The sequence below is a fragment of the Pseudoalteromonas sp. CnMc7-15 genome (assembly GCF_022347925.1).
In the GTDB taxonomy this organism is placed as follows: Bacteria; Pseudomonadota; Gammaproteobacteria; order Enterobacterales; family Alteromonadaceae; genus Pseudoalteromonas; species Pseudoalteromonas ruthenica.
On sequence record NZ_JAKRFT010000006.1, the window covers coordinates 120,594 to 144,345 of the forward strand.

Sequence of the window (23,752 nt, forward strand, 5' to 3'; positions counted from 1 at the left end):
GCTTAGAGGAACTCCTCGCCACCACCACTACCAAGCATAATTTCACCGGAGTCGGATAAGCGTCGCGCCGTAGAGAGAATCTCTTTTTGCGCCGCTTCCACTTCGCTGATACGCACAGGACCCATGGCTTCAAGGTCATCACGCAGCATATCGGCTGCACGTTTGGACATATTGGTGAAGATTTTCTCTTTCAGTCCGTCATCGGCACCTTTGATTGCCTTCATCAGCACATCTTGCTGTACTTCGCGTAGGATGGCCTGAATGCCTCGGTCATCGACATCCATAAGGTTCTCGAAGACGAACATAAGATCTTGAATTTGCTGCGACATTTCTTCGTCGTGCTCGCGAATAGAGTCCATTAACTGGCCTTCGACATTGGTATCGAGGTAGTTCATGATATCGGCCGCCGCTTTCAGGCCGCCCATCTTCGCAGCTTGTGCCCCAGCTTGACCTGCAAATTGCTTCTCCATGATCTCGTTGAGCTCTTGCAACGCTGCCGGCTGCACTTCTTCGAGGTTGGCAATTCGCATGGTTAAATCCAAACGTACTTTCTCTGGGAACTGGGCCAGAATTTCTGCACTTTGCTCTGGCTCCAGATAAGATAAAACGATGGTTTGAATCTGCGGGTGCTCGTTGCGAATAATGTTCGCCACCTGTTTGGAGTCCATCCATTTCAACGAATCTAGACCTTTTGCACCTGAACCCATCACAATTTGGTCAATCAGGCTTGCCGCTTTATCTTCACCTAATGCGGCTGTCAGAGCTTTCTTAATAAAGTCTTCTGATTGGAAGCCAATGGTGCTGAACTGCTGAATTTGCTCAATAAACAGGTTGTGCACGGCGCTGATCTTATCCTGACTAAGGTCGTCAAGCGCGGCCATGGTCATCCCCACCTTTTGCACTTGTTTGGGCTCAAGGTGTTTAAGAATTTGCGCGGCATCCTCTTCAGACAAGCTCAGTAGCAGGATTGCTGCTTTCTCTACGCCTTCGAGTTTATCAACATCGAAGCCGCTAGTTAGTTGCTGTTGTTCTTCAGTCATCTTCACTCAACCATGCTTTAACTACTTGCGAGGATAGTTCAGGCTCATTGGCAACCAAGGCGCGAACCGCTTTTAGGAGATCTTCATCACCATGTAAGTCTGGCAACTGCAGTGTCCCGTCGGAGGAGAAGCCCACCGCTGCCGAGTCGAAATCTTTGTTTAGCATCTCTAATGTACTATCACCGATATCAACACCCGAACTCAACGCATCTTCATTGTATTCTTCCAGTGTATCATCTGGGTAGATAAGTCGTTTAAGCATGGGGCGAACCACGGCAATGATCAACACGATTATCACTAATGCGCCCAGTGCTAAACGCACTATCTTCATAAACCAATTTTGCTCCCACAGTGGCAGTTCAGCAACCGCGCCCAGGTCTTCACGTACAAAGGGGACACTCACAACTTCTAGGGCATCACCACGCTGCATGTCGAAACCCACGCCTCCTTGTAATAGGCGACGAATATTGTTGAGCTCCTCGGCACTGCGCGGTGCACTGGTGGTTTGCCCATCCGCACCAGCCGTTTGTGTGTAATCCACAGCCACGGAAACACTGATACGACGGATCACCCCAGTCTGCTTACGTTTGTGAGAAATAGTGGTATCAAGCTCATAATTACGGGTCGCTTCTTTGTGGCTGCGCGACGGTGAGCGAGTTTGCGCACTCTGCTCGTCCAACGCATTCTCTGGAATGTTAGAGTTCACTGGCGGTTGATTTGTTAAAGCACCAGGAATGCCGACCGCTAAACCACCAATGTTATTCTCTTCTAATGTGGTTTCACTGCGCACCGCTGGCAAATCTGGGTTGTAACGCTTTTGAGTCTCTTCTACTGCGCTGAAATCCATGACCAAGTCGACCTGCGCAGTATAGTTACCCAGTCCGACTACCGGGATCATGATGCTATCAATTTTTTCTATATATTCCTGCTCTCGTTGACGCTCAATCTCATACTCTTTGCGTGAGCGCGCCGATAACGAATTTTGTGAACCGGAGTTAAGCAGACGACCATTTTGATCGGTCACCGTGACCCGTTCAGGAGACAGTCCTTGCACGGCCGAGGCGACGATATCGACGATAGAGTCTATCTCTTCACTGTTGAGGTTACGGCCGCGTTTAACCGTCGCTACAACCGTTGCTGAAGGCTTCTTCTCAATACGAGCAAATACATTTTCTTTAGGAATGGCCAGTAATACTTTGGCGCGAGATACTTTATTAAGTTCTTCAATAGTACGCGCTAGCTGCTGCTCGCGAGAATGCTTGAGACGTTCACGTTCAAGACGCTGTGATACGCCAAATCCCATGTCTTGCATCAAGATATCGGTGCCAGATTGCGGGCCTTGCGTAAGCCCCTCTCGAGCCATATTCAGTTTTATATCTTGATAGGCATCTTCGGCAACCATGATCACGTTGCCATCGAGTTCATAATCGATTTTTTGCGCATCCAAGAAATCCAAGGTCTGAATCAATTCCTCGGTAGGCATTTTACCTAACGGGCGCATATCAGGCTGACGCGCCCAAATAATGATAAAAATAGCGATGGCCAAGCAAATAGCCAAAGCGATGATCAGCGTCACCTGTCGTAGCATATCCACGCCATTGAGGGCGCTTAAATAGCCAGACTTTTGTTCTTGCTGTTCACCCGAGGAGTCGGTGTTCATGTCAACACCGCCATCGGCAAGGGCTAAATCTGTTGATTGGTTTGCTTGTGCCACAACTGTTCTCCGCTATCCGTTATACAGGCATGTTCATGATGTCTTTGTAGGCTTCCACTAGCTTGTTACGAACCTGCACAGTGGCCTCAAATGCGACAGAGGATTTTTGCGATGCGATCATTGCTTCGGCAAGAGAAACGCGGCGATCACCCATCTCCACAGCAACCACTTTCGATTTAGCATCTTGCTGTAGGTTATGAACATTATCGATTGCGCTACTTAGTAGCTCACCAAATTGGCTGGTCGATGTTTGCGGCACTTGGTTTTGTGCCTCTTTCAATGGGTTACGAGCTTGCGCTTCTTGCGCGAGCGACTGCATTTCTTGAAATAATGAGTTGGCTTGGACTTTCATCTTGGGCATCACTCAGTTAATTAAACTTACCCTGAATAATGCACAAGTCGTGCCAATAAAATGTTGTTATTTAACAGTAGGTTATTGCTATTTTAATTTTGACACTGAGGAATTAGGCAAGCTATATTTTTGACGCCCACAAGAAAGCCCGAGCATATCCCGGGCTGAAATAGAACATTATGACGAGACTATGCAGGAAGATGGATCCCCTGCTCGCGCATTTGCGCTATTTTGTAGCGCAAGGTGCGCGGGCTGATCCCTAAGGCATCAGCAACATCCTTACGCTTACCGTTGAAGCGCGCTAAGGTATCGAGAATTATTTTGTGCTCTTTGTTTTTAAGCTCATCTTTAAAGTTATGGGCTTGGTCTACACCTTGGGGTGATGCCACTGGCAGCTCATCATAGTGTTGATTGAGCGCAGAGGGCATATCTTGGTGCGCATTGAGCTCAACTTCATCATCAGTGACGAACTCTTCGATATAAATGGCGCTGGCGTGCACCTCGTCACCGGATTTTAAGATCAGCGCACGCTGAATAACATTATCAAGCTCACGCACATTTCCCGGCCAAGTATGCGCCATTAAGCGCTCTTTGGCATCGGCACTGAGCGAGGCAGTCGCTTGTTTGCTAGCTTGGCAATGGCGCTCCAATAAATGTTCAGCCAGTGGAATAATATCCCCGGGACGCTGATTGAGCGGCAACCAGGTCAGCGGGAACACGTTTAGGCGATAATATAAATCTTCCCGGAATATACCGGCTCTGACCGCTTCTTTGAGATCACGGTTTGACGTGGCCAACACCCGTACGTTGAGCTCGATGGTTTTGCGACTCCCTAAGCGCTCAACCTCGCGCTCTTGCAATACACGTAGCAATTTCGCTTGTAGGCCTAAATCCATTTCAGTAATTTCATCAAGTAAAATGGTGCCATTTTGTGCTTGTTCAAATTTACCTGGACAGGCATTCACAGCGCCAGTGAACGCGCCTTTCTCGTAACCGAACAAAGTCGATTCAAGCATGTTTTCGGGAATGGCTGCACAATTGATAGCGATAAATGGCGCCTCTTTGCGCGGCGATTGGTCGTGAATATAGCGCGCCAATACCTCTTTACCACTCCCGCTTGGACCCATCACCATGACACTCGCGTCACTGTCAGCCACTTTATTGGCTAAATCGAGTAGCGCCAAACTTTTGGCATCGGCGACCACCGGGCCACTTTGGCTAGCCGTCTCATTGGGTAAATAACGACTCACTAAATTTAGTAAGACCTCGGGGGCAAATGGCTTTGCCATATAGTCGATGGCCCCCAGACGCATGGCTTCGACCGCATCATCAATAGTGGCGTAGGCCGTCATCATTAATACCGGCATGTCTGGATAGTTAAGCTTGATGCTTTTTAGTAATTCAATGCCATTAATACCGGGCATCTGCACATCACTGACCACTAAAGCAACACTGTGCTCTTTTAGCATCATGATTGCTTCTTCACCACTTTTTGCTGCAATGCAGCGAATATCTGACAGTGTTAATGTATCGATTAGGGCTTCGCGTAACCCCTTGTCATCCTCGACAACAAGTACATAGTTATTCATTGCTCTGCTCCTGGGTATTGCTGTGCAAAACAGGAAGCGTTAGCGTAAATTGCGCGCCACCGTTTTGAAGGTTCTCTACTTTTATTTGCCCCTTATGGGCATTCACCACTGAGGCAACCACAGCCAGACCTAAACCTGTGCCCTGACGCTTAGTGGTAAAAAAAGGCTCAAAAATTTTGTCAATAATCTCTTCTTTGATCCCTGGGCCATTATCGCTAATGATGATATCGACATAATCACTGTTCGTGCGTTGACGACGTGCCTGCATCTTAATGTGCGCACCACTGCCTATCACCTGTAAACTATTGTGCACTAGGTTATTGATGGCACTGGCCAAAGCAGTACGATTGCCCATGACTTCGATATCGGGCTCAGGAAGCTGTACTTGTAGGTGCGCTTCATGCTCGCTAAGCATGGCTTCACTGCCAGAATTTACATCATTAAGTAGCTGCCCTAATGACATCGGCTCAACGACTTGCTGCTCACCACTTTTGGCAAACAACAACATATCATTCACTTGGTTTTCCAAATCTTTCAAACGCGACATGAGCTTATCGTGACAGTGGGCACGCGATTGATTATTCAATCGCGACGAGCCCAAATTGGCCCCATATAACATGGCTGCCGAGAGCGGTGTACGCACTTGGTGGGCTAAAGTAGCCACCATTTTGCCAAGCGCGCTTAAACGTTGCATGTGCGCCACTCTTGATTGCAAACGACGCGTTTCCGTTAAATCGGTCATTAAAATAAGCTGCCCGGGCTCGGGCGTGAGCGCGCGGATTTCTAATTTTATACGCCGTCCATCGCGCAACGATACTTCATGGCCATCGTCCTGTTGCGGGCGGAATGAGCGCTGGATCACCGCAAACCATTTCTCACCTTCGAGCGGCTCGCCTAACATATCACTGGCAATTTGATTGGCTTTGGCTATCATTCCCTGTCCATCAAGCACCACCACACCCGCAGGCATGGTATCGACTAAATGACTCAGCCAGCTGGCTTGTAGCCGCAAGTCGCTCAGCTCTCCAACGTAAGCTTCTTGCGCTAATGCCGGGCTAAACTGGCCATGATGAAGGATTTGTGGGTTGATAACACTCGCTAATGCCATGATTTTCACTCTTAAACACAAGGTCTAATCCATAAAAGCACAAAGCGTACCAACTTTATTTTATTTAATATTCATGGATTTACATTATTATTATTGCTATCAAAAAAATGACACTGTATAAAAAAACAGTTACCTGATACATTAGTTGATAGCGCTTTCTACAAGGAGTTTTTATGTGTATTCGCTGCGCCTGGGTGGACTTAAGTAAGCCCGATTACGTTGCCTACCATGACGATGAATGGGGTGTGCCTGTTTATGATGATCAACGCTTATTCGAGTTTATTACTCTCGAATCGGCACAAGCTGGTTTGAGCTGGTATACCATTTTAAAAAAACGAGACAACTACCGCCGTGCTTTTGCTGACTTTGATATTCACACTGTCGCCGCTTTTGATGGCGAAGACATCACGCGCTTGCTCAATGATGCCGGTATTGTGCGCAATAAGTTAAAAATTAATGCCGCTATTAATAACGCTCAACGCTTTATTGAAATTCAACATCAGTTTGGTAGCTTTAGCGCGTATCAATGGCAATTTGTGAATGACAGACCGCGCGTCAACAGCATCGCGAGTCCTGAAGATTACGTAGCAACCAGTGAGCAATCCGATATTTTTGCTAAAGATTTGAAAAAGCGTGGCTTTAAATTTTTAGGGTCCACTACAGTGTACGCTCATATGCAGGCTTGTGGCATGGTTAACGACCACCACAACCAATGCTTTCGCAAAGAGCAGGTGATCGCTTTGTATTAGCTTTGAACCTGAGTTAACTACTTAAGGGGCGCTGGCACCGCTTGTGTTGCTGCGGCAAAGCTAATCGCGGTTAAGATTATATTTTTTCATTTTCTCAACTAAGGTGGTGCGACGCACGCCCAGCACCTCAGCAGCACGGGCAACAACATAGTCATAGCGCTCAAGCGCTTGCGTGATAAGACTCACTTCTAACTCTGCAAGGTATTCTTTGAGGTTGACTCCATCATCAGGCAGCACCCCAATATTGTCCGCTGCAGATTCATGCTCAGCAGGTAGTTGCTCATCGTCATCAACAAAGCCTTCACCGAAAATATCATTCAGGGCTTGGCGCTCTAATAGCTCTTCGGGGTACTCTGGAACAAATGCTTCAACATCAAGATGCTGATATTTCTTCGGTAAGTCTGGTACATCAACCACTTGATCCGGAAACATAATCACCATGCGTTCGACAAGATTACCGAGCTCACGAATATTTCCGGGCCACGTATGGCCTTTTAAACTTTCAATGGCGCGGTCGGTAAACTTAACGCTTTGACCGCTTTGCTGGGCTGTTCGCTTAGTCAGCTCTTTGAGCAATAAGCCAATATCATCGCCACGTTCACGCAACGCCGGATTCTCGATGGGGAAAACGTTCAAGCGGTAGTATAGATCTTCACGGAAATCCCCCGCTTCAATCATTTGCTCTAAGTTTCGGTGCGTCGCTGCGATCACTCGAACGTCGGCTTGAATGGCTTTGGTACCACCAACTCGCTCGTAAGTGCGCTCTTGCAATACACGCAGTAACTTAACCTGCATTTGCAATGGCATATCGCCGATTTCATCCAAGAACAAGGTACCACCTTGAGCCAACTCGAAGCGCCCCTTACGCGCTGATATGGCGCCAGTAAATGCGCCTTTTTCATGGCCAAACAATTCGCTTTCTAATAATTCGCCGGGGATAGCGCCACAGTTTACCGGCACAAATGGGCCTGAACTACGTCCCGAAAGAAGGTGTACGTTACGAGCCACCACTTCTTTACCCGTGCCCGACTCCCCAAGAATGAGTACATTTGCTTCCGTTTTCGCCACCTGAGAGATTAAAAAGCGAACATGATTGACGGCTTCAGTATCCCCCACTAAGCCATTGAAGGCTTTAGGATTGTGCGCACTTTGGGTGGGCTTCATGCGCGCATACTGCTGACAGTCATGGAGCAATTGGGTGGTTACATCATGGTGAAAAGGCTCGGTTATAAGGCCAATGACGTTAGCGATATCTAATAAGGGTTTTAACGTTTCACCAATTAACAAAAATGGTAACTCTGGATGCGCTTTAATTAATTGCTGGTGTTCGCCGTTATTGAGTGCCCCGAGCACAATAATGGGCTCGTGGTGCTTATCAATATTTGCACACAAATCACCTGAGGTGGTCAGTTCATTAGCCTCACCCACAAAGGTTAGTGCTGAGCTCAACCCTTGGGCTCGAGTCGTATTGTCATCTAGAATCAGGATCATCGCGCCGCCAAATACTAAGCGATTGTTATAACTCTAGATTGTATTGCAGTTCAGGGAGGATTCAAGGAAAAGCGGCATGTTTTTGACGTTAATGCCAAAAATCAGACGCTTTTCCTAGTTTTGTTTGATTCAGCGCATAGTGAACCACCATTACAGCAGTCCTAAAATTGCGGCGGCGTTTTGGTTAGCTTGGCCGCGCAGCGCGATAGATGCTTGGTTAAGGATGTCATTACTGGTGCGCTCGCTCACCGCTTTTGCATAGTCAGTGTCAGCAATGCGGCTTTGACTCGCTGCAACATTCTCGTTTTGCTCGCTAAGCGAGCGAATTTGACTGCTTAGGCTATTCTCGAAAGCGCCCAGCTGCGCTCGCTGCTGGTTAACCTGCTCTGCGGCTTGCTCAGTCACATCTAACGCTGAATTAGCGCCCGCTTGAGTGGTGATATCAATAGCATTTACGGCACTAAGGAAGTCGCTATTGGGCTGTTCAAGGGCGTTTGTTTGATTCGCATCAGCGCCAATTTGGAAGCTGACACTTTGGCCATCAAATAACGGCTTCCCGGCAAAACTGCTTTGCTCTAACGTGTTGGTAATTTCGCTTTGCAGTTGCACGACCTCTTCTTGCAAAGCCTGGCGATCGCTATCGGAAAGTGCACCATTACCAGCTTGTATGGATAGCTCGCGAATACGGCCAACAGAATCATTGACGTTACTCAATGCTGACTCACTCACTTGCGCATAGGAAATACCGTCATAGGCATTACGGCTGGCCTGTGTAAAACCATTTTGCTGCGCCGTTAAGCGGTCAATAATTTGAAGCGCAGCTGCATCATCAGCCGCTGAGTTAACGCGCTTACCTGTAGCGAGTTGTTGATCTAATTGCGTCGAACGAGTATTGATTGACGCTAGTTGGCTTGCAGCTTCTGAGTTGATTTTCATAACCTGCCTCCTAGAGTTTTGTGGCCTGCACTTATACTAAAGTGTAGAACATTGGTCTCCAACAAGCACTTTAAATCACTGTCCACCCACCATCTAAGAATAAACTCTGGCCGGTCATATAGTTAGATAATTCACTACTAAGATAAGCAATGGCTCCTTTGACGTCTTCTTCTGTGGCCATTCGAGCCAAAGGTACTTTGGCATTATATTTATTCAAGAATGAATCTGGCTGGCCACGCTCAATGCCGCCTAGTACTATATTATTTACTCGGACTCTAGGTGCAACATTGGCAGCTAACCAGCGTGTCAATTGCATCAACCCCGCTTTGCTGGTGGCATATGCAGCTGGATTGCCCATATCGGTGCCTTCATACATGTCCATTTGTGGACCAACAACGCCATAAATTGAGGAGATATTAACGATCCTTGCTGCGGCACCGGGCGTGTTTTTCATTAGCTCATAAGCGTGTTGGCACAGCTGAAACGGCGCAGATAAATTCACATTTAGGCAGTCGTTGAAAGTCTCTAATGACTGCTGCTCAAAAGGCACACACCAGCCTGAGAGCTTATCAGTGCCAACAAACGCTGCGTTATTAATGAGAATGTTGAGCTTGCCTTGAGTGAGCTCGCTGACCTTAGCCATTGCTGTGCTTATTTCACTTGGCTGTGATAACTCGCAAGGGAGAGTATGAACTTTGTCAGTGCTGCCATACACCGAGCTATGAACTTGTTGTAACTGCTGTTCACTTCTATCTAGTAAAATCACATGAGCACCAAGCTCTAGTAGCGTTTGCGCTGCAGCATGGCCAACATGCCCAGCACCACCGGTGATCAATGCCCATTGGCCATTTAACTGTTGTAATTGTGACAATGTTCTCATACTTTCCTCATTCTCTTAGCCAACAGCTCGGCGAAATCAAAATCCAATTGTGTATCGATATCTACGGCTCGCTCTGCGGGTACGCAAATACTGGTTACTTTCCCCGCCAATAAGCCTGTGGCTTGGCGGATATAAGCTGGCCGCGCGGCGTACACCACTGTAGTAATATCATAAACGCTGGGCGCGTCTTGCCGGCGCGAAACCCCTGACGGCGTCTCGCATACTAACTGCACAGTTTCGTCCTGCTGACGCATTACCATATTAAAGAAAGGACTACGTGCCGCAGGTGTTGTTGAAATGCAAATATCTGCACCGACTTTTTGCAACTGCTGCAAAGCCCCTTCAATATCTTCACTGGCGCGCAATGGGCTTGTTGTTGGTAAGCTGATAAAAGTGTCAAACTGACCATATTTTTCCTCGACCCACTGCACAGCATGCTGCCAAGCAAGCCACTCTGGTGAGTCATCCTGTGCCAAGGCCATGGGCCTGATTATAACCTCCGCTCCGCGTTCTTTCGCTAGACGAGCTATCTCTGGATCCTCAGTTGAGACAAAAACCCGCGATATCAAAGAAGTGGCTTTAGCTGAGTCAATCGACCAATGTATTAACGGCTTTCCAGACAAAGGAAGAACATTCTTGCGAGGCAGTCCCTTTGAACCCCCTCGAGCAAAGATAAAAGCATAATGGTTCATTAGGCACTCTGTTTTATAACATCAATAAGGTTAACGACTTCTAAAGCTTGCGCCACGCTCGCCCCTTGATAAGGTCGCTGTGCGATTTGGTTATGAAAATTATCCAACATATCCAGATACATAGTGTTGGCTTGCCAATGAGAATCGCCAAACTGTTGACTCTGCCCTTGCGAGTCTGTTAACACCAACTCGTTTCTTAGTAAATTCCAATCAAGGCGGCCTTTATTTCCAATCACACGGCAAAATCGCTGTGGTTGACGTTGCAAGAAATCAAGATGTATTTGCACATGCGCGTCATGCTCGGTACGCAGGCTAACATCAACTAAGTCCTCTACCTCTAAACCAAGCTCCGATGATGAACGCAAATGGGCGTGGCTTAGTGCCAAAGGACCAAATATCCAGCGAGCGTAATCCAACTCATGGCTCAGCTCCAACAAGGCACCGCCGCCAAGCTCTTTACGCGCTGACACTGAATCACGGTAGTCTAAACCTGATCGCCATTGTGGCAAATATTGGCCAACCTCAATGTGGATATTATAGATTTCGCCCACTGCATGTTGCTGAACCAGGTCTTTCATGATTCGTGCTGTCGGCATAAACCGCAAGCAGTAACCCACTGCACAAGCAGGAGCTGATGGCTTCTGAGCACATCTCAACAATTCCTGAGCTTGGTCTAGGCTTGCACCCAGTGGTTTCTCTATAAGGCATGGAATTCCTGCCTCTAGCAGCGACTTACCATGGCTTGTATGTAGATTCGCAGGTGACGCGACAATGACGTACTCAGGTCGCAATTCAATCAGCTCATTGAGTTGCGTTACACAGGCATCGGCATGGGCCGGCAAAGTTGTTAATTGTCGATTGCTTGCTGGCATGGCGATAACTCGAGCGTCGGGTTTTAGAGCCTTCAAATTCTTTCTATGGCGATGAGAGATATTACCTAAACCAATAACGGCTACGCTTTGCATTAACCCATTCCCAGACTACGAATATCCACCTGAGCGCGATTGAAATCGTCCATCCGGCCTATATCAAGCCAGTATTCATGGATGGGAAACATTAATACATCTTTATCTTTAGCTATTCGCTGCTCTAGCACGGTGGGCATATCGATGCGATGATTAAAGGGTACGGAGCTGATCACTTCAGGGGAAACCACATAGATACCGGCGTTAACAAAAAACCGTTGTATTGGTTTTTCCACCATATCGGTGATTCGACTTCCTTCGCCTTGAATAACACCGTAAGGAATTTGATACTCGTACTCACGCACACACATTGTTGCGTCTGCGCCATTCTCACAGTGAAACTCTAGTAAACGTGCAAAATCGACTTTTGTTAGTACATCACCATTCATTAAAATTAATGGTAGGTCACGTCGCATACTTTTTGGCAATAAACCGAGAGCTCCCCCTGTCCCCAAGGGAGACTCTTCATGGACATATTCTATTTCGACCCCCCATTGGCTACCATCGCCAAAGTGCTCTTCGATTTGTTCAGGCATATAGTGGGTTGAGATATAAAAATTACTGAAGCCTGCTTTGACAAAACTTTTCAGAACGGTTTCTAGTATCGGCTTATTGCCTACCTGCAACATAGGTTTAGGGCAGTGGTCGGTCAGCGGACGTAATCGTGTGCCAAACCCGCCAGCCATGAGAAAAACAGGGTTATCAAACTTTGGTTTACTTAACACATGCTTGAGGGTCTGTAACCCAACCACTTTACCCTGGCGCACCACGGGAATAGATAAAATTCCCTTTTGCTCCATAGTCTCAATAAGCTGTTCTTTAGGTGTGCCTACCTCTGCACATATCGGCGAGGTATTCATGACCTCCGATAACGCAACTTCCAACCCGAGATTATTTAATAACGCACGTCGTATATCACCATCGGTAATCACACCTAGTAAATGCGTTTGCTTATCAACAATGAGTACCACTCGCGACGCTTGTGTATTTATCACTTCAAGCGCTTCGCGCAGAGACTGCTCTGGGGCCATTAATATTTCTTGCCATGAAAAACTCATCTGGGTCTCCCTTTATTTCTGCTTCGCCCGTGCACCGTAAACAACAGCGTTACTCTCGACATCTCTATCAACCAGTGCCCCTGCACCGACCACCGCGCCGGCACCGACTTTAACGCTCGGTAATACAGTCGCACCTGCTCCTATGTATGCATGCGGGCCAATTTCAGCACCGCCTAACAGCACAGCTCCGGGGGCTATATGGCTAAAGCTTGCCACCTTGCAATCATGCTCGATTAAGGCCCGAGTATTCACTACCACATGTTGCTCTATGTGCGCGCCCGCATTAATTATCGCCCCACTCAGCACCTGCCCCCCTAGCTGCACACTGGCATAAGTCGAAACCTCTGCGGAGTCGGCAATAACGGTTGCAAAACGATAACCTCTACCTTGCAAGTTTGACGCCAGCTTCGAGCGACTGTCGCCGTAGGGTTGCGGGCCAATGCCGATAACCACCTGACAATCTTCAGGGTTAAATAACGTCACATCTCGATCATCTTTATAGTGAGTTATTCCTATCAACGCTTGACGTTGAATAGACTGTGGCGAGAACACGGCTGTGAGTGACTGCCCTTGTTTCATTAATATATCGGCCAGCACACTGGCATGCCCACCAGCGCCAAACATCAAAATGGCTGGTTTATTCATTGATTAAGTCGCCAGGCTTGTAATTTTGCGAGGCGTTACAGTTCAGTAAGCGCCAATACAGGTGCGGAGACATTCCCGTACCTGGCCGTTTCACCGCAAGGTTACATTGTGTAAAGGGCGCACCGGCAGGGATTTCCTCAGCCGCGACTAAACTCTTACGGGCTGCAGCTTTATTATTAATTTCACTTGCTGTGGGCATTTTTACACCATGACCCAGCGCCTGCTCGCTTTGGCGAATATAACGTATCATCTGTTGAAGCTCTTTTGGTTCAAGGGATGCCTTGTGATCGGGCCCAGGCAAATTACAATCCAAGGTAAAGTGCTTCTCAATGACCGTTGCCCCTTTGGCCACAGCAGCCACAGGCACCAGCCAACCAGCACTATGGTCGGAGTAGCCAACAGGTAAATGAAAAGCCTGTTTCATACTGTCCATCGCGCCTAAATTGATTTCATCCAACGGTGCTGGGTACTCAGTTGTACAATGTAAAAGTGTAACCTTGTCACGCAAACACTGTTGTCCACGCTCACTGGCATACGCTTTTGCAAAGTCCCCCTCTTGCGGACTCTCACTGTCAGGGTGAGTTAACCCATATGCAATAACCGACAACGCCTGCTCGACCTCCCCTAAAGTCGCCATGCCTGTTGACACTATGAGGTCGCAACCTGTTTGAGCGTGCTTTAATAACAATGGCGCATTGGTAAGCTCCCCTGAGGGTATTTTTAAACGTTGCAGACCCAAGTCATTAATCAGAAAAGACAGACTTTGCTCGTCAAATGCCGTAGATAAAAACTCCACACCTAATTGCTGACACTCTTGAAGCAGACGACGATGACACTCATAACTCAACTCTAGGCGCTGCAACATGGCAAACTGAGATTCCTGCTTGCCAATATTTTCGCTTTGATAACGCGCTTGTGCAGCATCTTGCGTAACAATTTCTGCCGCTTTAAAAGTTTGAAATTTAACAATATCAGCTCCAGCCGCATGGGCTTGGCGCACAAGTTCAAGGGCTAGGTGCTCATCACCATTATGATTTACGCCTGCTTCAGCAATGATTAAAGTTCGACTATTCATAAGCGTTCTCGGATTGGTAAAAAGGCTGGGGCTGCAGCTGTTGTAGATCGATATCAGCCAAAATACTCACTATTTTCTTTGCGGTATTGCCTGAGCCATATGGATTCTCAGCACTTTGGCAAGACATTACAAACTCCGGGCTCAATGCTTTGTTAAGCGCATTACGTACTTCAGATAACTGACAGTCAATCACCGTGCAACTTTTCGGCCGGCCTTGTTGCCGAGTACCAATGTTAATTGTTGGCACTTTAAAACTAGGCGCCTCAATAACACCACTTGATGAATTACCGAGCACACAGGATGCACGCTCCATAACACTAAGATAGCGCTTAAAACCAAGGGAGGGACATACCGATACATGGGGCAATGCACTTAATGTTTGCCACTGTGCAATCATTTCTGCACCTTCGCCGTCGGCATTGGGATAGGTGATCATAAAGTTTAAATCGGTACGCTCTTTAACCACGTCAACAAGCGCAGTGATATCATTTTCAGCACTCGTCCCCCGAGTCACAGGGTGATAGGTGACAAGTACTAAAGGAGCGGCGTGATCAGCAAATGTAAGCACAGCATCAAGTTGCTGTTGGCTTGCTCTAGGTGCTGACATGATGTTATCGATGCCCGGCGCACCGACCACAAAAATACGACTTGGTTGCTCGCCTAACTGCATGAGCCGCCTAGCAAAGACCTGCGCTGCAGGAAAGTGAATATCCGCCATTTTACTAATACTATGACGCAAAGCATCATCAAACGCGCCTTCGGTTACTTCACCGCCGTGTATATGAGCAATAGGAACACCCAAAAATAGCGCCGCTTGCGCGGCCGCGAATGTCTCAAAGCGATCGCCCAACAATAAGATGCAATCTAGATTATGTTGACTAAAAGCGTCAGCAAAACTGATTGTGGCAAGACCTGTGGATTTTGCCACGCCTACTTTGGATGCCGATGAAAGCAACATTTCCACAGTCACTATATTTTCAACACCACTGTCCCTGAGCTCGTCTATAGTCAAACCATATTCAGGCGACAAGTGCGTGCCACAAGCAAATGTGTAAGTGTCGAAGTCGCCGTGGCTCTGTAGCAGTAAAATCGTGCGACACAGCAAGCCAAAGTCAGCTCTGGTTCCGGTTACTATCCCTATTTTCTTCACCTTACCTCCTTTTCGGGCGCAACCGAGCTCGGTATGTTGACCAAATGATCAGCAAGAAATTCGGAGTTTGTCAGTGGTCCTCGAGGAGCACTATTAAACATTGGTAAGGTATGCATTAACTGCCAGACAGGCCTGGTCATTATACCGGCTGAATTACTTTGCTTTAAAAATGCATCGCGATATTGTCGCGAGGGGCATAACAGCGCATTGAGCCAGAAGTTTGAATGAGCATCTTGAGGCTCATCCACAAACACCAGTTCACTGTTATTAAAGTGGGCTTTATAGGTTGCTGCTAATCGACGCTTATTTTTCAGATAAGCCGGTAGCTGTTCCATTTGCGCGCACCCCAAAGCGGCATTGATATTAGGCATGCGATAATTGAAAGCGAGTTCATCATGATAAAACTCATAAGCATGTGCCACTTTCGCTGTTGTTGTTATATGTTTAGCGCGCTGGCCTAATTCAGGTGTGCCGCACAAAACCATACCTCCACCGCCAGTTGTTATGACTTTATTGCCATTAAAGCTAAGCGCCGAAAAATCAGCAAAGGTCCCTGTGTGCTGGTTTTTATAAAAGCTTCCCAAACTCTCTGCCGCATCTTCAACTATCGTAATATGGTAGCGTTCACAGACCTCTTTCAATGCATCCATTTTGGCTGGGTGACCAAAAGTGTGCATTGGCACCACGCTAGCTATTCTAGCGCCACAAGTGTGATAACACTGGCCATCACGAATCTCACTGTGAGCACTTAAATAGTCCTCAAGAGCGATTGGGCAAAGACTGAGCGACTCCCGGCAAACATCAATAAAAAGTGGTGTGGCCCCAAGGTGGGCAATGGTATTACACGTAGCGACGAATGTAAGGGTTTGAGTGATAACAATATCACCACTTCTTACACCTGATAGGAATAACGCGGTATGCAATGCAGCCGTGCCATTAACCGTGGCAACGGCTGCGCCAGCCCCGGTGAAAGTGCAAACTTGGTCTTCAAACTCACCAACATAAGCACCTACACTGGATACAAACGTGGATTCTAGGGTATCCGATACATAACGCTTTTCATTGCCATTGAATCGAGGGGCATGCAGTGGAATAAAGTCATTGGTACCGTAGTGATTACGCACCAATTCAACTAATTTTTTGACCTCCTCCATCACATTTTCCCATCTAGATAACGACCCATTTCGGTATGGGAAAATTCAGGAAGCAGTTTGATAAACTCAGCGACAAGATCAGCTTTACTCCATCGTCCCGCACTTTTCATAGCATTAATATTGTCTACAAATGCGCTTAGCTTGGTCGAGTCATAGGCAAGCTTACTCTTGACGATGCCAAGGTCATCAAAGCGTGTCATATCCAGCTCTTCTGTCGGGGTATAAAACTCTTCGATGTCTTTTTCCCCGGTGGTGTCACTGGAACTAAATAAACAAGGCCATTGCCCTTGTTGGGGCAATGAGTGCACTAATTCACGTGCTTGTTGTTCACTCTCACATATAAAGGGCTCATATCCACGTTGATGTAGATAGGCCTTTGCAATCTCACTAAAGGTTTGTAAGTGCAATTCATCACTGAGTTTAGGAAAGAAAATATCTCCATTGTCACCTAACAAACATGACATCAAGCATAATTGCCCTGACTCTGTTGGGGTGACAAAATAACGTTTAACGTCGCTAGGAGCGACAATAGGTTGTTGCTTCAGTAGCCGTTGATTGAAACCGTGAAGTAACGAGCCATCACTAAAGGCCACATTAGCAAAACGAGCCATTGAGACGGGTATTTGCATACCGCCACGCATGAGAAACATTTCCATGATACGTTTTGATGCACCCATCATATTTACTGGGTTCGCTGCTTTATCAGTGGAGACGCTGAAGTACTTGCTGCTGTTATGGGCAATTGCCTGCTGTAAAGATTGTTCAGTATTAAAGATGTTTGTGTTAATCATACGCATCAGCGTATAGGGATCTTTCTCACTGCGCACATGCTTCAATGCAGAAAGGTTAAGCACATAATCGTATTTAGGTTGTTGTTCGATAAAGGCGCGATACTCTAAGCTGCCAATATCCAAAGCAAAAGTTTGGAAGTCCCCCTCGATGTAACCTAATGACGAGCGTATATCGCGCACTAGTTCCACCAAATTATTTTCGCTAATATCGATAACGTGGAGGGCTTGAGGGCTACGCTTAAAGATCTCTTTGCATACGGCTTGACCAATAGTCCCCGCGCCACCGAGCACTAAAAAACGTGACGCTGACACTTTCGCCGACAACTCTTGCTCATGCGCTGTGAGATCCTTTGAAAAGAGCGGCTGGCTGCGACTGACTACTCGCAATATATCCATCACTTGGCCTCTTTGTATTGCTGATACTGTGGTTTTGTCCAAGTACACTTCGCTTTCCAATTAACAGGGAAGTCATCTTTGATTTTCTCAATCAATTCAAGCCAAACGGAAAAAGCAGATCTGAAGTGCTTAAGTGTTTCTTGCTCATCATCGAAGTAATACAGCAAAGTTATCAGTGGACAGTGGAAATATAGTAAACTGCCTTTTAATAGGTTAAATAAATGTGGGTTCACTGATTTTCGGTAAGCATAAACTAACCGCTGTTGAGATTTGAGAATTGCATGAGCTTCATCGCGACTTGAAAAGTCTCGGTTGCCTATATCAATCAAATACTGACATAGAGAGTCGAATTCTTCGAAGCTAATCTTTGTCTCTATATCTTCTATTTCAATACTTTTGAATAACAGAGACTTTAAATCTTCAACTAACTTACACTTATCTGTAACTGTATTCGCTAAGCCAACATCACTTTCCTTAAGTGCCATCGCCCCCTCTATTTTCGCCCCTTCACCAACGTTATACACATGGCATTGGGAAGCTCCCTTAACCAACCTATCAAACGTTGTTTTAGACATAGCCATCAGAGGTGTCGCTTTCACCGGGTGTTCCAAGTTTCCCTCAAACTCAATTCTCGCACCCTTAAGTGGCTTGAATTGCTCTTTTAATTTTTTATCGTTGTAAATACTTAGCTCGGAGTGCGTCACGCCACCAAGACTGTAACCGTTGTCAACACCAAATAGATAAACTTCGGTAAATCCCATACACAATGCAAATGACAAGGCTGTGTTGGACACCATCGGTCCGCTAGCTGGGAGGGTTGTGGCTGAGACACCATACTTTTTCTTGGTATGTGTGGAAATGAAGGATGAGGCTGCCTCAGGCCCTTTTAACCCTAAGCCCGCCCATTTATATAGTCCTAGAACATCAGGATACATAACATCTACAGCTAATAAATTTGTATCGCCGTAACCTTGTTCTGGTTCAATCGTTCGCTGGATGTCATATGTGATCCTTGGCCTTTCAACTAAAACATGAAAATCTGCAGTAACTCCTGCTTTTAGTAAGCTTTGATATGCTGTTCCAGCAGCGAAAATGACAGCTTGACCATTAAAGTTTTTCAAGACTTCTATAGCAGCGTCTAGTGAGGGGCCATTCCCAACAACAAAGGCTGGCGTATTGCCCACCAGTTCATACGCCTTTTTATTTGCAAATAAAAACTCTCCACCTTGTTCAATATTACGAATTCCATGAGCTAGCCCTGTTATAGCATCGTTATAAAATCCGAAACCTTGGTGGAGCTGATAGTAGTTGCTAAAAAATGTTTTTATTAATTTATTTACCTTTTCGGATGGATAATGCTGATAGCAAAAACTATTGATAACCGAGTAAGCGCCAATATCCTCAGCAACTTGAAAGACCTCGTTAAAGAAGCTTTCATAGCTGGTACCTAAATGTAAGAAAAGACAAGCATCTTGTTCGTCTAGTCGGTGGATAACATCTGACCAATCAATACAAAAAAGGCTAGCGAAAAACATTTCTAAATCTGGTTCACAGATAAACACGTAGTCAAACTTGCATTTGTCAAGCAATTCAGGAATATGATAACCAAGGCCGATGCCAAAAATTAAACATGACGGGAAAGATTCAGGTAGCTCGGTAAGAGGCTTGCTTTCTATTGATTTAGTCTTTGCTAGTTCTCGGACCAACTTATACATATATCGCAAGTGCAGCCTCTCATCCTCACTGCTCGCTGTTTCACTTGAGGCTTTAAAGTAGTCCGTTCGGCCGAAATTAGCATGCTGCACGTAGTGTTCAACTTGCTCCTTAGCTTGGGCCCTAGGGTTGTCACCATAGATGGGCACATCACTTCCTTCAGGATAAAAAGTAGCGTCGCCAGATTCGGTTACATGAAGGCAGAAGTCGTCTCGGGTTTGGTAGCTTTGTATAAAATCTGCAATATCTGGATAATAATGCCTGAAGGCCGTCAAATTTTTGTCAAACCGCTCATTTGCTTCCACGGCAAAAGCGGCTTCTCTCATTTTGTGAGCTTGTGCGTGACGAAGTTTTTCCTGAGCCGCATTGAGTGCATCGTTTAGATCATTGTGCTTTTTACCAGCGCTCATAATCAACCTTATAAACTGATAGCTAAAGAGTAATTTAGCATATATTCAGCAAGTTGAGTGCCATTATTACATGAACATTTAAAGTTTAACGGGGAATGTCGTACGCTTTGAGCTTACTTTGGTTTTTAGTAAAATTGGAAAGGTCTTTCTTTACTGTCAACTGAGTCTCTCTCGCACTTTCATTGAGCAAGGTGAGCTTATTATAAACATCTGCTAGCGCATTTTGGTTACCAGCAACCTCTTGCTCCGATAGACCACGAAGCTTATTATCTAGCTTGCTATGATATTTGACAGCCTCGCCGTAGTCACCACAGGATAAAGCTTCCTCCAGCGACTTTAAATCGGCTTGCAACTCAGCAATTTTATCCAAGCTGAGCCTCTTGGGTATTAAGAGTTTGCTCTCTCACTTCGACAGGAATACTATCCCAAGCAGACTTAATCTCTTTAAGTAACACACTCACTTCTTCTACTTTTTCAACGCTATTTTCTACGCTAGCATCAATGAGCTGGTCGAGCATATAAGAATAAAGTGCATATAAGTTTTCCGTTACTTCACCACCCACATTAAAATCTAAACAGCCACGCAAAGCCTCGATAATTGAAGATGCCTTACCTAGATGTTCAGCCTTCGCTTCAAAGTTTTTATGCTCGATAGCTACCTTAGCATGAACCATCTTTTCAATTGCACCGGCCATTAGAATTTGGATCACTTCATATCTATCAGCGCCCGCGAGGCGGGTTTTTAATGCTTCTTTCTGATAATTCTTAACTTTTGCATTATACATAATTTATAACCTCACTAAGATGATGATTTGCCGCTACCGAAACCTGGTAAACTAGCTAACTGAGCACCTAAATACTGCTGCGTCGAACTCATCTGTGCTAATAAAACGTCTAAATTGGAGTATTGCTTACGAAGCCGGGTTTCTAGCTCCTCCATCCTATATTGATGATCCAGCACATCCTCTTCTAGATCGTCAATCTGGCTATTAATGTTTTCCTCACGACTTTTCAAAATACCACCAGAGTCAACAAACGAGCCAAGCAGCTCCTCTAATTTATTCGCGACACCGTTTTCACCTGCAAAAGCCTTGCCAATATCATCATAATTGGTATCCATTGCTTCGTCTAGGCTACGAACTATGCTGGATTTTTCCAAATAACCGTCATCATTAACGCTTAATCCAATGTCGAAAATGCTGGTGAAAGGACCGGCATCAGTCAGCTCACTGGACAATACACTTACAAGCTGGTCACTCAACGAACGCATGGTCGCATCACCGCGCAAACCCACTTGGCGCTCCTCGTCGTAACTAGTGTGATAGGCGATGGTGCCAACTAAATTGTTATAATCTTCGATGAACTTGTTGACGAGTGTATTAACACTTTCTCTATCCACGCTGACATTGATGCCTGCGCTTTCACCTGCCTCACTTACCTGCTTAGCGGTGATAGTCATGCCTTGCACGGCATCTTTAAACACATTGCTGTCGTTAACAATCTCAATACCATCTACGGTGATTTTGGCGTCTGTCGCTTCGTCTCCCGCCGCAATGCTCATGCCTCCCGCACCGCCACCATTAGCGACCGTTGAGACAGCGTCAAGTTCGGCATTGTCATTGGTAATAACAAGATCATTACCCGATCCAGTTTCGTTTGAAGTCAGCACTAATTTAGCTTCACTACCAGTGTTGATAATGTTGGCAGTTACGCCAAAGTTCGTGTCTGAATCATTAATAGCGTCACGTAAATCTGATAGCGTGGCTCCAGCATCCAAGGTTACATCAAAGCTTTTGTCACCAGCGCCGAAACTTAGAGTTCCTCCAGACGCTGTAACTACAGCGGAGTTATCTGCAAAGGCATTGGCGGCTGACATAGCACGACTGCCCTGGGCAAGCTGTTGGACCTGCACATCAAAGTTACCTGGAGTGATATCACTAGAGGGGCTCACAGAGATAATATCGCCACTTGGAGGCTGTGAAATATTCGCCAAACGTTTATTAAAGTTATCGGGATCACCTAATTTCTCCATGGTGTCCTTTAACTTGGATAACGCAGACTTGACCGCACCAATCGAAGATAATTCGACTTGAAGGCGCTCATCTTTCTGAATGAACTTCTGCATTTTAGGAACATTTTCAGCCTCAATAGACGCACTGATAATGCTCTCAAGGTCAAGACCCGAGCCTATGCCCGCCTGAGTGATTAATGGCATAAAAACCTCCTAATTCAGTTTACGTTACGCAGATTGATCAAAGAACACTCCACGGTTATCAAGTTTATCGGCAAATTCTTCTAAAGCTTTAGCAACCTCGCGGAACTCTTTAGGTGGAATTTCTCGAATCACCTCTTCACTATCGCGATCTATAACTTTAACGATCGGAGGATCTCCAAGTTCGTCAAACTCGAAAACCAGATTCGTTGAACGAATTGGAATAAAGTCATTGATTTTATCCAAACTCTCTCTTAGCTCTTCATCGAGTTGTTGCTCTGTTTGCATCAACTCGCTTTCATTAGAAACTAAAGAGTCACCCTCGGTCTTTAGTTCAATATCTTCTTGGACACCCTGCTTTGCTTCGTTTTTAGCTTCAGATAACGAGTCTTTTTTACTCGCCGTTGAGCTACTTTGCAAGACAGTTGCCAAGTCTTGATTTAAGTTAATTTCAGCCATGTAACATCTCCAACAATGCTTAGAAGGAGTATAAGCCATAACCGCCTAACCGTCAGTTATGGCTTAAATCAGTTCAATTTAACCCAGTAGCGAAAGAGCGACCTGAGGACGCTGATTTGCTTGGCTCAAAATTGAGTTACTTGCCTGTTGCAAGATTTGGTTCTTCGTCAAAGCAGCTGTCTCAGCAGCAAAGTCGGTATCTTTAATGCGCGAACGTGCAGCACTTAAGTTTTCCGAGATGTTCGCTTGGTTACGAATTGTAGATTGGAAACGGTTTTGTACCGCACCCAATTCAGCTCGCTTCTTATCAACAACGGCAATCAATGAGTCCATACCAGCCATCACCAACTGCGCATTCATTTGACTAGATACCGAGATACCCGTTTCGGTAAAGACATTTGAAAACGCTGCGTCAGTTAAAGCAAAGTCGGAATTAATTGATGACAGTGTAGAGATACCTTCTGTACCTAGTACGTCTGTCATTGCTTTAGACGTAACTTCTGACGCGACACCAGCAATCCCTGATAAAGTGAAGCCACCATCAGCGGAAAGCGAATGATCACTATCACCTGCGGTACCACCCACTTGCTGCATACTGAATCCAATGACCTGAGCGGCATCAGCACCGACCTGGAAACTGGCTTTGTAGCTGCCATCAAGTAGATTCTGACCACCAAAAGTAGTGTCAGAAGCAACACGGTTAACTTCACCCATTAACTGCTGTATTTCTTCCTGCAACGCTACACGATCTTCATCAGTGTTTGAGCCGTTAGCAGCTTGTTGGGCTAGGGTACGAACACGTTGGAACATGTTAGTTACTTCATCCATCGCCCCTTCAGCGGTTTGCGCTAAAGAAATACCATCGTTAGCGTTTCGGTTACCTTGGTTTAGGCCATTGACCTGCCCCGTCAACCTGTTTGAAATTTGCATACCCGCTGCATCATCAGATGCACTGTTAATGCGAAACCCTGAGGACAAGCGCTTAAAAGATGTATCAAGCTCATTGCCCGAGTTCATTAGCTGACGCTGCGCATTGAGCGAGCTAACGTTCGTATTTACATATAAAGCCATATTAGCCTCCGCTTTATCTTAATTGTATGAACCTAAGCGAAATACCCCTATTCAGCTTAGATTCACGATAAGAACTAGAGTTACAGTTCTCTAGCTCTGTTA

The 23,752-nt window shown here is 46.0% G+C and carries 23 protein-coding genes; 1 reads left to right on the forward strand and 22 read right to left on the reverse strand.

The window, feature by feature from the left end; all coding sequences use genetic code 11:
• Positions 1–2 precede the first annotated feature (2 nt).
• From fliG to MHM95_RS15315, 5 genes are all read right to left on the reverse strand, one after another.
• The gene (gene fliG, locus MHM95_RS15295; protein WP_022944841.1) at positions 3–1,040 is read right to left on the reverse strand and encodes a flagellar motor switch protein FliG; all 1,038 of its coding nucleotides are present in this window, start codon (positions 1,038–1,040) and stop codon (positions 3–5) included.
• Positions 1,033–2,754: a flagellar basal-body MS-ring/collar protein FliF gene (fliF, locus tag MHM95_RS15300; RefSeq protein ID WP_022944842.1), complete on the reverse strand. Its 1,722-nt coding sequence runs from the start codon at positions 2,752–2,754 to the stop codon at positions 1,033–1,035. Before fliF ends, fliG begins: the two co-directional genes overlap by 8 nt.
• 19 nt (positions 2,755–2,773) lie before the next feature.
• Entirely contained in the window at positions 2,774–3,106 is a 333-nt protein-coding gene (gene fliE, locus MHM95_RS15305) for a flagellar hook-basal body complex protein FliE (RefSeq protein WP_026111098.1), read from the reverse strand.
• Between the two features lie 188 nt (positions 3,107–3,294).
• On the reverse strand, positions 3,295–4,695 hold the full coding sequence (locus tag MHM95_RS15310; protein ID WP_138547723.1) for a sigma-54 dependent transcriptional regulator: 1,401 nt from the start codon (positions 4,693–4,695) through the stop codon (positions 3,295–3,297).
• Entirely contained in the window at positions 4,688–5,803 is a 1,116-nt protein-coding gene (locus MHM95_RS15315; RefSeq protein WP_235419887.1) for an ATP-binding protein, read from the reverse strand. Before MHM95_RS15315 ends, MHM95_RS15310 begins: the two co-directional genes overlap by 8 nt.
• 173 nt (positions 5,804–5,976) lie before the next feature.
• On the opposite strand from MHM95_RS15315, the gene MHM95_RS15320 reads away from it, so the two are divergent.
• Positions 5,977–6,552, forward strand: coding sequence for a DNA-3-methyladenine glycosylase I (locus MHM95_RS15320; protein ID WP_022944846.1), 576 nt, complete (start codon positions 5,977–5,979; stop codon positions 6,550–6,552).
• A gap of 60 nt (positions 6,553–6,612) precedes the next feature.
• Here MHM95_RS15320 and MHM95_RS15325 read toward each other — a convergent pair whose 3' ends face one another.
• The 17 genes from MHM95_RS15325 to MHM95_RS15405 form a co-directional block, all read right to left on the reverse strand.
• Positions 6,613–8,043 (reverse strand): sigma-54 dependent transcriptional regulator, encoded by a 1,431-nt coding sequence (locus tag MHM95_RS15325; protein ID WP_022944847.1) that lies wholly within the window; start codon positions 8,041–8,043, stop codon positions 6,613–6,615.
• 150 nt (positions 8,044–8,193) lie between these two features.
• The gene (locus MHM95_RS15330; RefSeq protein ID WP_045978595.1) at positions 8,194–8,979 is read right to left on the reverse strand and encodes a flagellin; all 786 of its coding nucleotides are present in this window, start codon (positions 8,977–8,979) and stop codon (positions 8,194–8,196) included.
• A gap of 70 nt (positions 8,980–9,049) precedes the next feature.
• Positions 9,050–9,859, reverse strand: coding sequence for an SDR family oxidoreductase (locus MHM95_RS15335; protein WP_239385698.1), 810 nt, complete (start codon positions 9,857–9,859; stop codon positions 9,050–9,052).
• The gene (locus tag MHM95_RS15340; RefSeq protein ID WP_138590764.1) at positions 9,856–10,551 is read right to left on the reverse strand and encodes an acylneuraminate cytidylyltransferase family protein; all 696 of its coding nucleotides are present in this window, start codon (positions 10,549–10,551) and stop codon (positions 9,856–9,858) included. The genes MHM95_RS15335 and MHM95_RS15340 overlap by 4 nt, the downstream gene beginning before the upstream one ends.
• Positions 10,551–11,516, reverse strand: coding sequence for a Gfo/Idh/MocA family oxidoreductase (locus MHM95_RS15345; RefSeq protein ID WP_239385699.1), 966 nt, complete (start codon positions 11,514–11,516; stop codon positions 10,551–10,553). The genes MHM95_RS15340 and MHM95_RS15345 overlap by 1 nt, the downstream gene beginning before the upstream one ends.
• On the reverse strand, positions 11,516–12,574 hold the full coding sequence (locus MHM95_RS15350; RefSeq protein WP_138507721.1) for a nucleotidyltransferase family protein: 1,059 nt from the start codon (positions 12,572–12,574) through the stop codon (positions 11,516–11,518). Before MHM95_RS15350 ends, MHM95_RS15345 begins: the two co-directional genes overlap by 1 nt.
• A 12-nt stretch (positions 12,575–12,586) precedes the next feature.
• Positions 12,587–13,219 carry a NeuD/PglB/VioB family sugar acetyltransferase gene (locus MHM95_RS15355; RefSeq protein WP_239385700.1) on the reverse strand — a complete coding sequence of 211 codons (633 nt, stop codon included), beginning with the start codon at positions 13,217–13,219 and terminating at the stop codon, positions 12,587–12,589.
• Positions 13,212–14,294: an N-acetylneuraminate synthase gene (neuB, locus tag MHM95_RS15360; protein ID WP_138590772.1), complete on the reverse strand. Its 1,083-nt coding sequence runs from the start codon at positions 14,292–14,294 to the stop codon at positions 13,212–13,214. The genes MHM95_RS15355 and neuB overlap by 8 nt, the downstream gene beginning before the upstream one ends.
• A complete protein-coding gene (neuC, locus tag MHM95_RS15365; RefSeq protein ID WP_138590774.1) occupies positions 14,287–15,444 on the reverse strand; it encodes a UDP-N-acetylglucosamine 2-epimerase in 1,158 nt (385 codons plus the stop codon). Before neuC ends, neuB begins: the two co-directional genes overlap by 8 nt.
• Positions 15,441–16,598 carry a LegC family aminotransferase gene (locus MHM95_RS15370; protein ID WP_239385701.1) on the reverse strand — a complete coding sequence of 386 codons (1,158 nt, stop codon included), beginning with the start codon at positions 16,596–16,598 and terminating at the stop codon, positions 15,441–15,443. The genes neuC and MHM95_RS15370 overlap by 4 nt, the downstream gene beginning before the upstream one ends.
• Positions 16,598–17,788 carry a UDP-N-acetylglucosamine 4,6-dehydratase gene (locus MHM95_RS15375; RefSeq protein WP_239385702.1) on the reverse strand — a complete coding sequence of 397 codons (1,191 nt, stop codon included), beginning with the start codon at positions 17,786–17,788 and terminating at the stop codon, positions 16,598–16,600. Before MHM95_RS15375 ends, MHM95_RS15370 begins: the two co-directional genes overlap by 1 nt.
• Complete coding sequence (locus MHM95_RS15380) at positions 17,785–19,908, reverse strand: 6-hydroxymethylpterin diphosphokinase MptE-like protein (RefSeq protein WP_239385703.1); 2,124 nt, start codon at positions 19,906–19,908, stop codon at positions 17,785–17,787. The genes MHM95_RS15375 and MHM95_RS15380 overlap by 4 nt, the downstream gene beginning before the upstream one ends.
• Before the next feature lie 85 nt (positions 19,909–19,993).
• Complete coding sequence (locus tag MHM95_RS15385; protein WP_138587853.1) at positions 19,994–20,278, reverse strand: hypothetical protein; 285 nt, start codon at positions 20,276–20,278, stop codon at positions 19,994–19,996.
• The gene (fliS, locus tag MHM95_RS15390; protein WP_239385704.1) at positions 20,271–20,693 is read right to left on the reverse strand and encodes a flagellar export chaperone FliS; all 423 of its coding nucleotides are present in this window, start codon (positions 20,691–20,693) and stop codon (positions 20,271–20,273) included. The genes MHM95_RS15385 and fliS overlap by 8 nt, the downstream gene beginning before the upstream one ends.
• 14 nt (positions 20,694–20,707) lie before the next feature.
• Positions 20,708–22,123 (reverse strand): flagellar filament capping protein FliD, encoded by a 1,416-nt coding sequence (gene fliD / locus MHM95_RS15395; protein WP_138507730.1) that lies wholly within the window; start codon positions 22,121–22,123, stop codon positions 20,708–20,710.
• A gap of 24 nt (positions 22,124–22,147) precedes the next feature.
• Positions 22,148–22,579 (reverse strand): flagellar protein FlaG, encoded by a 432-nt coding sequence (locus MHM95_RS15400; protein ID WP_239385705.1) that lies wholly within the window; start codon positions 22,577–22,579, stop codon positions 22,148–22,150.
• A 78-nt stretch (positions 22,580–22,657) separates the two neighbouring features.
• Positions 22,658–23,650 carry a flagellin gene (locus MHM95_RS15405; protein ID WP_138507731.1) on the reverse strand — a complete coding sequence of 331 codons (993 nt, stop codon included), beginning with the start codon at positions 23,648–23,650 and terminating at the stop codon, positions 22,658–22,660.
• Between the last annotated feature and the right edge of the window lie 102 nt (positions 23,651–23,752).